This window comes from Streptomyces sp. NPDC088097 (assembly GCF_044741845.1).
Lineage (GTDB): Bacteria > Actinomycetota > Actinomycetes > Streptomycetales > Streptomycetaceae > Streptomyces.
Genome location: NZ_JBIUTJ010000002.1, coordinates 712071 through 727390 on the forward strand (window position 1 = coordinate 712071; position 15320 = coordinate 727390).

General features: G+C 72.8%; 13 protein-coding genes and 1 tRNA gene. 9 read left to right on the forward strand and 5 right to left on the reverse strand.

What is annotated here, in order from left to right; all coding sequences use genetic code 11:
• Positions 1-8: 8 nt before the first annotated feature.
• The 3 genes from helR to ACIOD1_RS09200 all read right to left on the reverse strand — a co-directional run bounded on the left by helR (position 9) and on the right by ACIOD1_RS09200 (position 3070).
• Positions 9-2192, reverse strand: coding sequence for an RNA polymerase recycling motor ATPase HelR (gene helR, locus ACIOD1_RS09190; protein WP_401901198.1), 2184 nt, complete (start codon positions 2190-2192; stop codon positions 9-11).
• Between the two features lie 276 nt (positions 2193-2468).
• Positions 2469-2792, reverse strand: coding sequence for a putative quinol monooxygenase (locus ACIOD1_RS09195; protein ID WP_365628438.1), 324 nt, complete (start codon positions 2790-2792; stop codon positions 2469-2471).
• Positions 2789-3070, reverse strand: coding sequence for a hypothetical protein (locus ACIOD1_RS09200; RefSeq protein WP_401901200.1), 282 nt, complete (start codon positions 3068-3070; stop codon positions 2789-2791). The genes ACIOD1_RS09195 and ACIOD1_RS09200 overlap by 4 nt, the downstream gene beginning before the upstream one ends.
• A gap of 132 nt (positions 3071-3202) precedes the next feature.
• On the opposite strand from ACIOD1_RS09200, the gene ACIOD1_RS09205 reads away from it, so the two are divergent.
• From ACIOD1_RS09205 to ACIOD1_RS09230, 6 genes are all read left to right on the forward strand, one after another.
• The gene (locus tag ACIOD1_RS09205) at positions 3203-5194 is read left to right on the forward strand and encodes a PE-PGRS family protein (RefSeq protein ID WP_401901202.1); all 1992 of its coding nucleotides are present in this window, start codon (positions 3203-3205) and stop codon (positions 5192-5194) included.
• Between the two features lie 46 nt (positions 5195-5240).
• Complete coding sequence (gene ligA, locus ACIOD1_RS09210) at positions 5241-7292, forward strand: NAD-dependent DNA ligase LigA (protein ID WP_401901204.1); 2052 nt, start codon at positions 5241-5243, stop codon at positions 7290-7292.
• A 125-nt stretch (positions 7293-7417) separates the two neighbouring features.
• Positions 7418-7993, forward strand: a complete 576-nt coding sequence (locus ACIOD1_RS09215; protein WP_401901205.1) for an exonuclease domain-containing protein — start codon at positions 7418-7420, stop codon at positions 7991-7993.
• 151 nt (positions 7994-8144) lie between these two features.
• A complete protein-coding gene (locus ACIOD1_RS09220; protein ID WP_365628453.1) occupies positions 8145-9194 on the forward strand; it encodes a hypothetical protein in 1050 nt (349 codons plus the stop codon).
• A gap of 72 nt (positions 9195-9266) precedes the next feature.
• Complete coding sequence (locus tag ACIOD1_RS09225) at positions 9267-9998, forward strand: hypothetical protein (RefSeq protein WP_365628456.1); 732 nt, start codon at positions 9267-9269, stop codon at positions 9996-9998.
• 368 nt (positions 9999-10366) lie between these two features.
• Complete coding sequence (locus ACIOD1_RS09230) at positions 10367-10936, forward strand: GTP-binding protein (protein WP_401901207.1); 570 nt, start codon at positions 10367-10369, stop codon at positions 10934-10936.
• Positions 10937-10983: 47 nt separating this feature from the next.
• Here ACIOD1_RS09230 and tsaD read toward each other — a convergent pair whose 3' ends face one another.
• Positions 10984-12054 (reverse strand): tRNA (adenosine(37)-N6)-threonylcarbamoyltransferase complex transferase subunit TsaD, encoded by a 1071-nt coding sequence (gene tsaD / locus ACIOD1_RS09235; RefSeq protein WP_401901209.1) that lies wholly within the window; start codon positions 12052-12054, stop codon positions 10984-10986.
• Between the two features lie 183 nt (positions 12055-12237).
• The gene (locus ACIOD1_RS09240) at positions 12238-13248 is read right to left on the reverse strand and encodes a glutathione S-transferase family protein (RefSeq protein WP_401901210.1); all 1011 of its coding nucleotides are present in this window, start codon (positions 13246-13248) and stop codon (positions 12238-12240) included.
• A 90-nt stretch (positions 13249-13338) separates the two neighbouring features.
• Here ACIOD1_RS09240 and ACIOD1_RS09245 point away from each other — a divergent pair.
• The 3 genes from ACIOD1_RS09245 to ACIOD1_RS09255 all read left to right on the forward strand — a co-directional run bounded on the left by ACIOD1_RS09245 (position 13339) and on the right by ACIOD1_RS09255 (position 15290).
• A tRNA-Trp gene (locus tag ACIOD1_RS09245) sits at positions 13339-13413 on the forward strand.
• Positions 13414-13566: 153 nt separating this feature from the next.
• Complete coding sequence (locus ACIOD1_RS09250; RefSeq protein ID WP_401901212.1) at positions 13567-14667, forward strand: saccharopine dehydrogenase family protein; 1101 nt, start codon at positions 13567-13569, stop codon at positions 14665-14667.
• On the forward strand, positions 14664-15290 hold the full coding sequence (locus tag ACIOD1_RS09255) for a TetR/AcrR family transcriptional regulator (protein WP_401901214.1): 627 nt from the start codon (positions 14664-14666) through the stop codon (positions 15288-15290). Before ACIOD1_RS09250 ends, ACIOD1_RS09255 begins: the two co-directional genes overlap by 4 nt.
• Positions 15291-15320 lie beyond the last annotated feature (30 nt).

The following is a 15320-nucleotide window of genomic DNA, read 5'->3' on the forward strand; positions in this document are numbered from 1 at the left end:
AGGCCCCGTCACGGGCTCCGGAGGACGACGAGCTGCCGGGTCGCCCGGGTCATCGCGACGTAGCGGTCGACCGCCCCCTCGGCGCCCTCGCCGAACTCCTCCGGGTCGACGACGACGACCAGGTCGAACTCCAGCCCCTTCGACGACTCCGGGGTCAGCGACCGGACGCGCGGCGTCGTCCGGGCCGCGCCGACCCCGCCCTCCCGCACGCCGATGACGCAGGCGATCCCCTCGTCGTGCGCGGCGAGCCAGGTGTCGAGGACCGCGTCCAGGTCCGCGACGGAGCCGTGCACGACGGGGATGCCGCTGCTGCGGATGGACGTCGGCACGTTGGCGTCGGGGAGCGCGGCCCGGATGACCGGTTCGGCCTCCGCCATGACCTCCTCCGGCGTCCGGTAGTTGACGCTCAGCGAGGCCACGTCGATCCGGTCGAGCCCGACCCGCTCCAGCCGTTCGCGCCAGGTCTCCGTGAACCCGTGCCTCGCCTGGGCGCGGTCCCCGACGATGGTGAAGCTCCGGGACGGGCAGCGCAGCAGCAGCATCTGCCACTCCGCGTCGGTCAGTTCCTGCGCCTCGTCCACGACGATGTGGGCGAACGGGCCGGCGAGCCGGTCCGGATCGACGCCGGCCAGGACGCCTTCGTCGACCAGGCTGTCCTGGAGGTCCTTCCCGCGCAGCATCCGTACCGCGCCCTCGCTGTCGTCACCGGCCGAGTTGAAGTCGGCGGCCGAGATGATCTCGTCGATGACGCGGCCCATCCGCTCGCGTTCGGCGGCGACGGCTGCCTCGTGCCGCCGCTTGCGCCGCGCCGCCCGCGGGTCGCCGAGCCGCTGCCTCGCCGCGTCCAGGAGCGGCAGGTCGGACACCGTCCAGGCCTGGGCGTCCGTGCGCTGGAGCGCACGCACCTGATCGCGGCTCAGCCAGGGAGCGCACATCCGCAGGTAGGCCGGGACCGTCCACAGGTCGCCGACGAGGTCGGCGGCCTCCAGCAGCGGCCACGCGCGGTTGAGGGCCGTGACCAGGTCCTCGTCCTGCGACATCGACCTGCGCAGCATCTCGGGCGACATGTCGTCGCCGTCGTACTTGTCCAGCAGGATCGAGACCAGCTCGTCCCAGATCTGCTCGCGCGCCTCGTTGTGCGCGGTGCCGGGATCCGGCGCCTCGAAGGCCTCGGCCCAGTCGGCGGCGCTCAGCCGGAGGTCGGCCCAGTCGGTCGTGACGGTCAGCCCCCTGGTGGGCGGCTCCTCGTAGAGCCCGACGGCCTTCTCGATCGCCTTCACCATGTCCGCGGACGACTTGAGCCGGGCCACCTCCGGGTCCTCCTCGATGGCCGCCGTCGCTCCCTCGTCGACGAGGTCGCGCAGGGTGCAGGTCGACACGCCCTCCTCCCCGAGGCTGGGCAGCACGTCGGAGACGTACGCCAGGTAGGGCTGGTGCGGACCGACGAACAACACGCCGCCGCGACGGTGCCCGAGGCGCGGGTCGGAGTAGAGGAGGTAGGCGGTGCGGTGCAGGGCGACGACGGTCTTGCCCGTACCGGGACCGCCGTCCACGACGAGGGCGCCACGGGAACCCGCCCGGATGATGGCGTCCTGGTCGGCCTGGATGGTGCCGAGCACGTCGCGCATCCGGGCCGAGCGGTTGCCGCCCAGGCCGGCGATGAAGGCGGACTGGTCGTCGAGCGCGGCGTGCCCTTCGAGCCCGTCCGCGGTGAACACCTCGTCCCAGTAGTCGCTGATGCGGCCCCGGGTCCAGCGGTACCTACGGCGGCTCACCAGCCCCGCCGGGTGGGCGTGGGTCGCGGCGAAGAACGGCTCGGCGGCGGGGGAGCGCCAGTCGAGCAGCAGCCGTCGCCCCGAGCTGTCGGTGAGGCCGAGCCGCCCGATGTAGACGGGCCCGGCGCCGTCCGCGCCGACGACGCGTCCGAGGCACAGGTCCAGACCGAATCGGCGCAGGGTGCCCAGGCGCGCGGTCAGCCGGTGGATCTCCACGTCCCGGTCCATCGCCTCCCGGCCGATGCCGCCGGGGGCCCTGCGCAGCTCGTCGAGACGGTCGGACAGCTCGGCGATCGACTGGTCCAGGCTCTCCGCGATCGCCGCGAAGTGCTGTTCGTCGGCGGCGATCAGGACCGGGTCGGCCTTGGGGGAGAGACGCTCGGGGAGGTCGAACGCACTGGTGGTCAAACGGTCCACGGGGTCACCTCCGATGCGAGGCCGCGCACGGTCGCCCCGGAGGCCCCGCACTCTTCACGCACCGACATCAACACACGCGACAACAACACACGCGACAACAACACACGCACGTGGCAAATCTCCCGTTCCCGCAGGTAATGGCCTTGGCCGTTGATTCTGCGGGACGATGGGGGCCTTGCCGCAAGCCCCCCACTGCGCTATAAATTGAGAGTGGCGAGGAGTGTGTGATCCTCCTCGACCCTCTCTCATTTCCCTCATCTCATTGGCGCGGCCGGGTCAGTCGACCCGCAGTTCGCCCATCGCGCTCCAGCCGTTCGCACCTTCGATGGTGGTACTGACGATGTCGGGCGTGCGCGTGATCAGGGGCCGCATGGTCTCCAACGCCGCCCGGAAGTGAGCGGAGCCGACGTGCGCCTGGGCGGCGTCGTCCTGGAACGCCTCGACCAGGACGTAGGTGTGCGGCTCCTCCAGGCTGCGGGACCACTCGAACCACAGGTTGCCCGGTTCCGCGCGGGTGGCGCGGGTGAAGTCCGCGACCGCCTCGGGCCACTGGTCGACGTATTCGGGCTTGACGGGGAATTTCACCACAATGAAGATCATTCGATCATTGTAGGCGGGCCGCTCCGTTTCGGGACGAACAGGCTCAGCCGGTACGTCGTCGGCTGCGTCAGGCGTCCACAGAGCGTGTCAATGCGCAGCGCCTTGTCGTCGATCCGGGGGTCGCGCGCCTCCTGGAGGCGGCGCACGTGGTCGCGGAATTCCCGTTCGTCCCCGGTCTCGAAGAGGACCTTCCACTCGCCCGCATCAGGCGCGAAACGAACGGCGTCCCGCCGTGCCTCGGTCTGGCGCGCGCGTCTTCTCTTCCCCTGCCCCGGCATCGGCCCAGCATGGCCGGCCCGCACCGTCGCGGCAAGCCCGTACGCCCGGATCCACGCGGGGACCCGCGTGACCTGGTGCGAAAGGCTCCGGGAGAGGATGACGGGACACACGAGGGGGAGGGGATCGCGGACATGGACGAGGACTTCAGACTCGGGAACAGCGAGGGTTACGAGGCGCTGGTCGCAGCGATGGGGCTGGAGCCACTGGGGAGCTGGTGGCTTCCCGGTGTTCGGAGGTCCGGGACGGCGCGGCGGCTCCTCGCGGCAGCGGAGGCCGAGGGCGCCCCCGGCCTCGACCCGGCCGAGGCGGCCGCACTCGTCCTCGCCGGCGGTGACGAGTTCCTGCTGACCTTCGAGGGCCCGCACGCCCCGCGCGGCTGCAAGGGCCGGGCCTGGCGCAGGGTCCGGCTCCCGGCCGCGGACCCCGTCGCGGCCCTCGTGCGGCTTCTCTCGGCCGCCGATCCGGACCCGCGCGGCCTGATCGTCGCCACGACGGACGGCGAGAGCATCGCACGCGTCGTCGACTCCCCCCGGGGTCCGCGGCTGCTCGCCCTGACCGGCATCGGGGCGCGGATCGCGGATCGCGCCGAGGTCGTGGCTCTGGAAGGGCCCCGGGAGGGCGAAGCGGTCTGGGAGGCGTTCCTGGCCGGTCCCGAGCCGGAGCGGCCCGTCCTCGGCGGCTGGTACGAGGGCCTCTCCGCGAACCCGAGCGTCCCCGAGGACGTCCGGCGGGACGTGCTGCGGGCCTTTCCCCTGCCGTCCCGGACGCTCCCGCCGGACGCGTTCATGGAGGAGGTCCTGGCGCTGCCGGACCCGGAGGACAGGCTGAGGGCCGTCCACATGCACGGGGAGCTGGGCCCGGCGCACTGGGCCCGGCTCGTCCGCGCGGCCGACACGCCGCGCGAACGGTGGCGCCTGGCCATGGTCGCGGCCGACGGGCGGATCCCGTGGGACGAGGAGTCCTGCGTCCTGTTGGCCACCGACCCGTCCGGCCGGGTACGGGCCGAGGCCGTCGGGCTGACCGGGCTGCCCGTACGTCATCTCCTGGCCCTGACGCGGGACGCCGACGCCGCGGTCCGCGCGGCGGCCTGCCGTACCGCTTGGCCGGTGTTGTCCGCCGAGCGCCGCCGGGCGCTGCTCGCCGACGGGGCGGCGTCGGTACGGACCGAGGCGCTGTTGCGCCACCACGAGGAAGAGCCCCTCACCCCGGAGCGGTTCGGGCGTGACGTGCCGGCGGACCGGGCCGTCGGGAGCTGCCTCCTCGCGCCCGACCTCGTCGAGCACCTGCTCGCCACCGGCGACACGCGTCTGCGCGTGGAGATCGCCGGCAACCCGCGCCTCGACCCGCACACCGTGGCCCGGCTCGCCGAGGACGCCGACGACCGGGTCCGCCACACCGTCGCGCTCCGCGCCGACCTCACGGAGGAGCAACGGGCCGCGGTCCGGGTGGACATCGACCCGTCGGACATGTCCCCGACCCTGCCGTGGGTCGCGGAGCGCCACGAGGACCCCGAGGCCATGCGGGTGCTCGCGGGCTCCTCCCACCCCCTGGTGCGCCGCAGCGTGGCGCGGGCCCGCAGGCTCCCGCCGGACGTGGTCCGGTGCCTGTCCCGGGATCCTGACCGCGTCGTGCAGCTGTTCCTCGCCGAGTCCTGCGAGGACGCCCCCGCCGAGATGTTGTTGCGGGTGTGGACTTGGTGGACCGGCAGCATGTCGTCACCGGGGCGCCCCCGCACGCACCCCAACTTCCCCCGCGAAGGCATGCTGCGCTACGCGGACGACCCGCACGGCAGGATGCGTAGGCTCGCCCTGGACGACCCGCACTCGGGCCCTGAACTCGTCGCCCGCTTCGCCCGCGACCGCGACCCCGAGGTGCGCCGACGGGCGGCCGAGGACCCGCGGCTGTCCGTCACCGACGCGGCCCGCCTGGCCGAGGACCCGGACGACTCCGTCCGGGCGATCGTCCTGCGGGAAGGACGCCTGCCCGCACGGGTGTTGGCGCAGCGACTGCTCGACCCGGACATGATCCGCGACGCCGCCCTGAACCCGTGGATCCCCCCGCACGTCATCCGTGCCATGGCCGGCCGGTGCGCCGTGCTCCTCGAAGGGCGGAAAGGGGCCTGAGGGGCGGCGCCGTGCGTTGTCAGTGGCATGGGTGAGGATCGGTCCCATGAAGAGCCTTTCCGCCGATGAGGCGTCGTTCAGCATGTCCGGCCGCGAAGACTACGAGGCCGCCCTCGCCCGCCTGCGCGAGGCCTCGCGGGCGTACTACGGCGACGGCGACAGCCCCGTGGACGACACCGTCTACGACCGGCTCCGCCTCGCCGTACTGGCCTGGGAGGACGCGCACCCCGCACACGTCGCGCGGGACACCCCGACCGCCCTGGTCGGGGACGGAGCGGCCCCCGTCGGCGATGTCGCCCACACCACCCGGCTGCTCAGCCTGGACAACGTCTTCGACCCGGCCGGCCTCGTCACCTGGGGGGCGTCCCTCCAACGCCGGCTGGGCCACGAGCCGGTCGGCGGCTTCACCGTCGAGCCGAAGATGGACGGCGCGGCCATCGCCGCCCGCTACCGGGCCGGGCGGCTGGAGCAGATCGTCACCCGCGGCAACGGCACCCACGGCGAGGACGTCAGCCACGTCATCGGCACCATCGAGGGCCTGCCCGAGCAGCTTCCCGCACCGGCCACCTTCGAGGTGCGCGGCGAAGTGCTCTTCACCCAGCAGCAGTTCGAGACCGCCAACGAGATCCGTGCCGCGCACGGCGCCCAGGTCTTCGCCAACCCGCGCAACGGCACGGCCGGCACCCTGCGGGCGAAGGACCGGCCCTACCGGCTCGCCATGACCTTCTGGGCGTACGGAGCGGTCGAACTCGACGGCGTCGCCCTCGCGGATCCCGCGGCCACCCACGCCGAGGTCATGGCAGCCGTCGCCGCCGCCGGAGTACGGACCACGGCCGACACGCCCGCCGGCCTGCACGTGGTCGCCGACCTCGCCGAGGCCCAGCGGAAGGTCGACGAGATCGCGGCCCTGCGCCCGGCCCTGCCCTTCGGCATCGACGGGGTCGTGATCAAGGCCGACGACCCGACCGAACAGGCGGCCGCCGGCTTCGGCAGCAGGTTCCCGCACTGGGCCATCGCCTTCAAACTCCCGGCCGTCGAGCGCCAGACCGTACTGAAGGACGTGGTCTGGGACGTGGGCCGGACCGGCGTCCTCGCCCCCACGGCCATCCTCGAACCGGTGGACATCGACGGCTCCACGATCACCCGGGCCACCCTGCACAACCCGGCGGACATCCGCCGCCGCGACCTCCACCTGGGCGACACCGTGACGGTGTACAAGGCGGGCGACATCATCCCCCGCGTCCAGGCGCCCCTCGTCGACTTCCGTCCGGACGGCGCGCGCGAAGTGCCGCTCCCGACGGCCTGCCCGCACTGTGGTGGTGAGATCAACAAGGAACAGGAACGGTGGCGTTGCGCGAAGGGAACCGCCTGCGCGCTGCCCGCCCTCATCGAGTACGCGGCCGGTCGCGACATGCTCGACATCGACGGCCTGGGCAGGACGTACGTCAAGGCGCTGATCGAGTCCGGCGCCGTCACCGATGTCGCCGACCTGTTCACCCTCACCGAGGAGCAACTCACCACCGCCTCCGGCAGCGCGAAGCGCGGAGCGAAACTGGTCGAACAGATCGAGACCGCCAGGTCCCGTCCGCTCAACCGGGTCTTCTGCGCCCTGGGCGTCCTCGGCACCGGGCGCAGCATGTCCCGCCGTGTCGCCGCCCACTTCGGCACGATGGACGCCATCCGAGGGGCCGACGCCGCGGCGATGCAGGAGGTCGAAGGCATCGGCGCGGAGAAGGCCCCGGTCATCGTGGAACAGGTCGCCTCCCTGGCCCCCGTCATCGACAAGCTGGTCGCGGCCGGAGTGAACATGACGGAACCGCAGGAGCCGAAGCCGGCCGGGGACGGCCCCCTGGCGGGCACGACCGTCGTCGTCACCGGCAAGATGAGCGGCCCGCTGGAGAACACGGGCCGCTCGGAGATGAACGCCCTGATCGAGAAGGCGGGCGGCCGGGCGGGCAGCAGCGTCAACTCCAGGACCACCTACCTGGTCTGCGCGCCGTCCGCGAACGGAAAGCCGAGCTCCAAGGCCGTCAAGGCGGAGGAACTCGGCGTCACCGTCCTGACCCCGGAAGCCTTCGCCGCGCTCTTGGCCGACTGAGCGGAGAGCTGTGCGGCGCGGTCCGACGGGGGCCGATGTCGGTGGCCGATGCGGGGAGCGGCGTACCGGGCGACGGCCCGGAGAATCGGGGTGACCGGCGGGGGCCGCCGCCCTAGGGTCTCCCCATGGAAAGCGCCGCTGAACTGCTCAATGTCATAGATGTCGAGGCGACGTGCTGGGAGGGCGAGCCGCCGGACGGCGCGGTCGGCGAGATCATCGAGATCGGTCTGACGGTCGTCGACCTCGCCGCGGGAGAGCGCGTCGGGCGGCACCGCGTACTGGTGCGGCCCGTTCGGTCCGCCGTCGGTTCCTTCTGCACCGAGCTGACGGGCCTGACCCAGGAAGAGGTCGACACCGGGCTCGGTTTCGCCGATGCCTGCCGGCTGTTGGCGGCCGAGCACCGGGCGGGTGAGCGCGCGTGGGCGAGTTGGGGCGACTACGACCGCCACCAGTTCACGCGCCAGTGTCGGGCCGCCGACACCGCGTACCCGTTCGGACGTCGACACACCAACGCGAAGGCGGCCTTCACCGAGGCCCACGGATTGCGCAAGCGTCCCGGAATGGCCCAGGCCCTGCGGATCGCCGGCCTCCCGTTGGAGGGGCGACACCACCGTGGCGAGGACGACGCGTGGAACATCGCCGCGCTCATCCTCGACCTCGCTGCCCGAGACGCGTGGCCGACCGCCGCGTCCCCTCGATGATCCGAGACCGAACACACCCGGCCGCGGCCCCGGTTGTAGGTCATACGGGGGCCCGCGCCACCACACACGGCGGCGGGATACGGTGGTCGTTCATTCGAGGGGGACACTGATGTCGCAGAACACAGGGTGGGGACAACACCCGGTACAGCCCATGCCGCCATGGGGAGGCGGTTGGATCCCGGCCGCGCCGAAGCCGGGCGTCATACCGCTGCAACCGCTCGGCGTGGGCGCCGTCATCGGGGGCGCCTTCGCAACCTTCCGGCACTACTGGAAGCCCCTGGTCGGCGTCATCCTCGCCGTACAGGGGCTCGCGCTCCTGGTGATGACCGCCGCGACCGGCATCGCCGTCGCGGCGGTGTACGACAATCTCGTCACCGTCTTCAACCTGGAGGCGGGGCAGGGGGCCGACAGCGCGGACGTCACGGCCCTGGTGTTGGCCTTCGTGCCGGTCGGCCTGGTCACGCTGGTCACCATGCTGTTGGCCGTCGCGATGATCAACGCCCTGTGTTCCGCGGTGGTGCAGGAAGCGGTACTCGGGCGCCCCGCGACCTTCGGCGCGATGTGGCGCCGCTCGTGGTCCCGGATGCGGGCGGTCCTCGGGACCGTGATGCTCTCCGGCCTGATCGCGGGTGGACCGATGCTCGTCCTGTACGCGATCGGCGTCCCGCTCCTCATCGTCACCTCGGACGGCTCGGGGTCGCCGACCGGCCTGGTCCTGCTGGTCCTCGGGGCGCTGCTCTGCGCTCCCGTCTCGGCCTGGCTCGGCGTGAAGTTCAGCCTCGCGCCCACGGCGGCGGTGTGCGAGGACCTCGGTCCCGTCACCGCCTTGCGCCGCTCCTCCCGTCTGGTCGACGGCGCGTGGTGGCGCGTGTTCGGCATCATGATGCTCGTGTACACGATCGCGTTGGCCGTGAGTTACGCGATCCAGATCCCGTTCACCTTCATCGGCACCTTCGCGCTCGTCCCGATGATGCTGGAGGCGGGCAACAGCAGTCCCGATCCGGTGACCCTGGTCATCGGAGTGGCCGTGTACGTGGTGTCGTTGCTGATCGGAGGCGTGGTCAGCGGGCTGTTCCAGTTCGGCTATCCCCAACTGGCGCTCGCCCTGATCTACGTTGACCAGCGGATGCGCAAGGAGAACCTCGCGGCCGCCCTGATCGCCTCCTCGGCCGTTCCCACACAGGTGCGCGAGCAGACGTAACCGCGCGAACCGCCGCACCACACAGACAGTCTCGGTAGAGTCCGCACCCCACACGTCTATCGAGGAGCGCCCATGCCGGCACAGGAGATTCCCAACCTCAAGTCCCAGTACGCGGAGAAGGTCACGGCCGATCTGGAGGTGAACACCACCGAGCAGCAACGCATCCGCGAGGAGATCACGTCCCTGCAGGCGCGCCTCGGCGGGCTGGAGCAGGACCACGCACTCCTGGTCGGGATGCGTGCCGCCATCGGTGACACGGCGGCGGCCGGCGTGCCCGGGCCGCGTACGGGCAAGAAGACCGCGGCGCCCACCGGGAAGGCGGCGTCGGCCGCCACGACGGTGAAGAAGACCGCGATCAAGACGGCCGCGGTGAAGACCGCCGCCGTGAAGACCGCCGCGGTGAAGACGGGCGGCGCGAAGAAGGCGCCGGTCGCGAAGACCCCGGTCGCGAAGACGGCGACCGCGAAGACGGCGACCGAGGCCAAGGGCGCAGCGGCGAAGAAGTCCGTCGCCCCGGAGGGAGGACAAGCTCCCCTGGCCGAGCTGATCCACCGTCACCTGACGGGTCAGACGGAGCCCAAGACGGCCGGTGAGATCGCGGAGGCCCTGGCGGCCGAACACCGGGACCGGACCCTCAGCAGCAACGTGGTCCGCACGACCACCGAGCGCCTGGTGGCCCGCTCCCAGGCGGAGCGCGTCAAGCAGGGTGCGACCGTCTACTACACGGCGCTCCCGCACACCGGCACGCCCGCGGCCACCCCGGCGCCGCAGGCGGAGGAAGTGAAGCTGCCGGTCACCACCTGACCGGCGCGGCCCGTCTCCCCCGGGGAGGAGACGGGCCTCGGCCGTGGTGGGGGAGCCGCCGTGTCGTGTCGCCCCGCCGTGTCGCGCCTGGCTGTGGCGTGGCGTGGCGTGTCGCTCCGTGGTGCCGCGAGCCCCGCTTCGCCCGGGCATGGTCGGCCGCGAACCGGGTAGGTGCCGCCTACGGGGTGCGGCCTGGCCACCTAGGGCTGCGACGGGGTCGCACCTCGGCGGACTCCGGCGGAGCCCTCTCCCACGGCTGGTCCCTTCGCGTGATCTTTCCGGGTTCGCCTGGCCCCGGTGCGGGCGCGCGCCGATGATCGGTGGGCGCCCGGGACCGTCCGGGGAACTCGGTGGGAGAGGAGCGGTCGATGGCCGCGCACGTGTCCGGAGGAGACCTTCCGCAGCTCACGGTGTTCACGGTCGGGGAGGTGGGGAGCGGCAAGTCGACGTTGACGAGGGCGCTGGTCGACGTCCGCGGCGAGGAGGTATCCTACGCCGCCGCCCTGGCGGGGGACACCGTCGAGTACACGGGCACCAGGTACCACTACCTGCACACGGACGTCCCGGCCCAGGACGTGCCCGCCCGCCTGAAGGGCGCCGCACCCGTACCGGACGGCGTGATCCTCGTGGTGTCCGCCGCAGAGGGGCCCGGACCCGGGGTGCTCGAACACGTCGAGGCCGCCGTAGGGGCGGGCGTGCCCGCGGTGGTCGTCTTCCTGAACCAGTGCGACCGCTGCGACGACGCGAAGGCACAACAGGACCTGGAGGACCGGATCGCCGGCGAACTCGGCTGCCTGCGCCCCGCCCCCCGCCACGTGGTCTACGTCCGGGGCTCGGCCAAACTGGCGATCGAGGACGACGATGGCCCGTACGGCCGGCAGTCCATCACCCGCCTGATCGAGGCCATGGACGAAGCCCTGCTACCCCCGCTCGCCTAGGGCGCTGTCGCCCGTCCGAGGCCCTCGCCGCGCGGACCGGGCCCCGCTCAAGCGGCTCGTGTGGTGGTGCGGGCGGTGGGGTGTAGGGCGGCGTACTCCAGGGGTGCCGACGGGTCGATGGACATGTCGAGCGGCGCCGGTGCCGCGCCGGCGCGGACCAGGAGGTCGCCGACCGCGGCGATCATCGCCCCGTTGTCGGTGCACAGGTGCAGCGGCGGCACCCGCAGGGTGATCCCCGCCGCCCGGCAGCGTTCCTCGGCCAGGGCGCGCACCCGGGAGTTGGCCGCCACCCCGCCCACCACGACCAGGGTCCGCACTTGGTGTTCGAGGCAGGCGGCGACCGCCTTGCGGGTCAGCACGTCGGCGACCGCCTCCTGGAGCGAGGCCGCTCCGTCGGCGAGCGGCAGTTCCTCGCCACGGATGCGGTGTTGCTCGGCCCAACGGGCGGCGGCCGTCTTCAGGCCGGAGAACGAGAAGTCGTAGCGGGAGTCCTTCGGCCCGCTCAGCGGACGCGGGAACCGCACCGCGCGCGGATCGCCCTGGCGGGCCGCTCGGTCGACGGCCGGTCCGCCCGGGTACGGGAGCCCGAAGACCCGGGCGACCTTGTCGAAGCACTCCCCGGCGGCGTCGTCGATCGTGTCCCCGAGGTGGACGATCGGGTCGCGCACGAGGTCCCGTACGAGCAACAACGAGGTGTGGCCACCGGAGACGATCAGCACCATGCACGGGTCCGGCAGCGGCCCGTGTTCCAGGGTGTCGGCGGCCACGTGCCCCGCCAGGTGGTGGACCCCGTACAGCGGCACACCGAGGGAGAAGGCGAGGGTCTTCGCCCCGGCCAGCCCCACCTGGAGCGCACCCGAGAGGCCGGGCCCGGTGGTGACGGCCACGGCGCCGATGTCCGACATCCGCAGGCCGGCCCGGTCCAGGGCCTGTCGTACGACGGGCGTGAAGGACTGTAGGTGCGCCCGCGCCGCGATCTCCGGGACCACTCCGCCGAAGCGGGCGTGCTCGTCCATGCTCGACGCCAAGGCGTGCCCGAGGAGCCGACCGTCGCGCACCAACCCCGCGCCGGTCTCGTCACACGAGGACTCGATCCCGAGGACCACACGAGAGCCCACGACGGCCCCTTTCGGCAGAGCTGAGTAGTTGCGACCTATGTGCAATAAGGTACGCGGTCGGAAGGCCGGCTCCGTCCGCCCGTGCCCGACAGCTCCGTCCGCCCCTGCCCGCCGACTTCATCCGCCCGTGCCCGCCCCGGGTGTTGTCGGCGGGGGGCCGTCACCGCGCCGGCGACCGCGGCCTCACGGGCGCAGGGGTGTGTGGCCGGCGGGCACGGCCTCCGACGGGTCCACCGGTCCGGGCGGGGTGCCGTCGCCGAAGGGACGCCCGCCCAACTCGGCGCGCCCGTGGGGCGCCGTCCAGCCGGAGCCGTCCGGTCCCTCGGGCACGATCCCGGTCGGGTTGATGTCACTGTGCACCGTGTAGTAGTGCTGCTTGATGTGGGTGAAGTCGACGGTGTCGCCGAAGCCCGGCGTCTGGAAGAGGTCCCGCGCGTAGGCCCACAGGACCGGCAGCTCGGTCAACTTGTGCCGGTTGCACTTGAAGTGGCCGTGGTAGACGGCGTCGAAGCGCACGAGCGTGGTGAACAGGCGCACGTCCGCCTCGGTGATCGTGTCACCGACGAGGTAGCGGGACGTCGCGAGCCGCTCCGACAGCAGGTCGAGCCGGGCGAACAGCCGCTCGTAGGCCTGCGCGTACGACTTCTGCGAACCGGCGAATCCCGCCCGGTAGACGCCGTTGTTCACGTCCGCGTAGACCATGTCGTTCACGGCGTCGATCTCCGGGCGGAGCGCGGAGGGGTAGAGGTCGGGGGCGCCGGCGCGGTGGAAGGCCTTCCACTCGACGGCCATGTCGATGGTGATCTGCGGGAAGTCGTTGGTCACGACCCGGCCGGACGGCACGTCCACGACGGCGGGCACCGTGACGCCCCGGTCGTATCCGGGATCGCGGGCGAGGTACGCCTCCCGTAGCCGCTCGATCCCCAGCACGGGGTCGCGACCCCCTGGATCGAGGTCGAAGGACCAGCTGCGGTCGTCGTGCACGGGCCCCGCCACGGCCATCGGGAGGGCCCTCTCCAACCCCAGTAGCCGCCGCACGATGACGGCGCGGCTCGCCCAGGGGCAGGCGCGGCTGACCACGAGCCGGTAGCGGCCGGCCTCGACGGGGTGACCGTCGCGCCCGTCGGCGGTGATCCGGGTGGTGAGGTACCGGCTGTCGCGTGCGTACTCCCCGCCGGGTTCCACATAGCTCATCCCGTGGCGCTACCCGCAAACGCGGCGCCGATGCGGGCGGACCCGCCGATCCGGCCCGCGGTGGGGGCGCCGTAGGATGCCGGACGGGGCGGAACCGTAGCGCAGAGGTCGTCGCGCGCGGTCTCCAAAACCGCGAGGACGCCGGTTCGAATCCGGTCGGTTCCGTCTCCCCGTCTCCCCGTCTCCCCGTCTCTCTGGCTCATCCGGGCTCATTTCGGCGCGTATCCCGGTGGGTCCGGCAGCCCGGGAAAATCTCCTCGACATCCCTCGGGGCGGCGACCGGCTCTATTTTTAGGTCACGTGACCTATAGTCTCCCCATGGACAAAGATCAGCTGGTGCACGATCCCCATGGACCGGTGCTTCTCGTCGGTGGGTACGGGACGGTGGGAGCGGAGCTGGTACGCGCGGCCGCCGGGCGGTGGCCGTTGCTGCTCGCCGGGCGCGATCCGCGGAAGGCGGCGGACCTGATCCGGGACCACGCCGTAGAGGCGCGGCGCTGGGACCTCGCCGACCCGGCGCCCTTCCGCGCCGGGGCACGCGCCGTGGTGAGCGTGGTCAACGATCCGGACGACCGGGTACTGCGGGCCGCCCTCGCCGGTGGGGTCCCGTACGTGGACGTGACGCGCTGGACGGCGCGCCTGCACCGCGCGGCGGCCCTGGTCTCGCTCGGCGCCCCCGACGCGGGCGCGCCGGCGCCCGTGCTGCTCTCCTCGGGCTGGATGGGCGGCGTCGTCCCCCTGGTGGCCGCCGCCCTCGCGGACCGGCTCGGCGGCGCCGACCGGGTGGAGACCGCGATTCGCTACGACCTGGCCGACCGCTCGGGCGTCGACTCGGTGGAGTTCATGGACCGCCTGGGCATCGACTTCGAGGTGCGCGAGGACGGCCGCACCACGTCCGTCACCCCGCTCAGCGGCGCCCGCACGCGGAACGTCGGCGGCCACCGCACCAGGGTGGCCAGGATCGACACGCCCGAACAGTTCACCCTGCCGCTGACCCTCGGGGCGCGCACCGTGACCACCCGCATCGGGTTCAGCAGCGCCGCGGCCACCTCGACCCTCGTCGGCCTCGGCCACATCGGCTTCTTCCGCCACGCCCGGGGCGAGCGCTGGCGGCCGGTCCGACGTCGCCTTCTCCACGCCCCGGGAGAGGGTGGCACCGCGGCCCTGGACATCGAGGTCGAGGGGCCGCGCGGGGTCCTGAGGGCCACTGTCACCGATCCCCGCGGCCAGGCCCACCTGACGGCCGTCGGAGCCCTCCTGGGGCTGCGCCGCGTCCTCGGCGCCGACGGTGCGGTGGCCCGCCCCGGGCTCGTCTTCCCCGAGTCCCACCCGCTGCCGGGCACCGTCCTGCCGGCCCTGGAGGAAGCGGGCGTACGGGTCGAGGTGGCCGCGCCGGCCGCCGCGACGGGGGCCGCGTGAGCACCGCGAAGGGCGCCGCCCGGCGGACGGCCCTGCTGGACGCCGCCGAACGCACCCTGGTCGAGGCCGGGTACGGGGCGCTGTCCCTACGGGGCGTGGCGGAGGCGGCCGAAGTCCGGCTCGGCCACCTCCAGTACTACTTCCCCACCCGGGACGCCCTCCTCGAAGCGGTCCTCGACCGGCTCCTGCGGAGCTCGCTGGACCGGCTCGCCGAGGTGGCCCCGGGCCTCGGCCCGGACAGTACGGAACCGGTCCCGTTGGAGGAACTCGTCGCCCTGCTGCTCGCCGAGCAGAACGACCCGCGGCTGGTCAGGGTCTTCGTCGAACTGTGGGCCCTGGCCGCCCGGGACGAATCCGTCGCCAAAGCCGTCCGCACCTTCTACGGTCACTACGCGGACCTGGTCACCGGGCAGATCCGGCTCCACCTGCCCGACCTGCCCGAGAGCGAACACCGAGCGCGGGCCGAGGTGTTCATCGCGCTGCTCGAAGGCAGCGCCCTGACGCGCTCGGGCATCGCGGGCAACGCCTCGCCCGCGACGGACGCCCTGATCGCGCGGACGGCACGCACCCTGGTCACCGACCCGGGGGTCACCGGCTCGAAGGTCGCCGAGTCGGGGGAGTGAGCGGCGGATCCGAGTGGTGAGCGTCGGGAC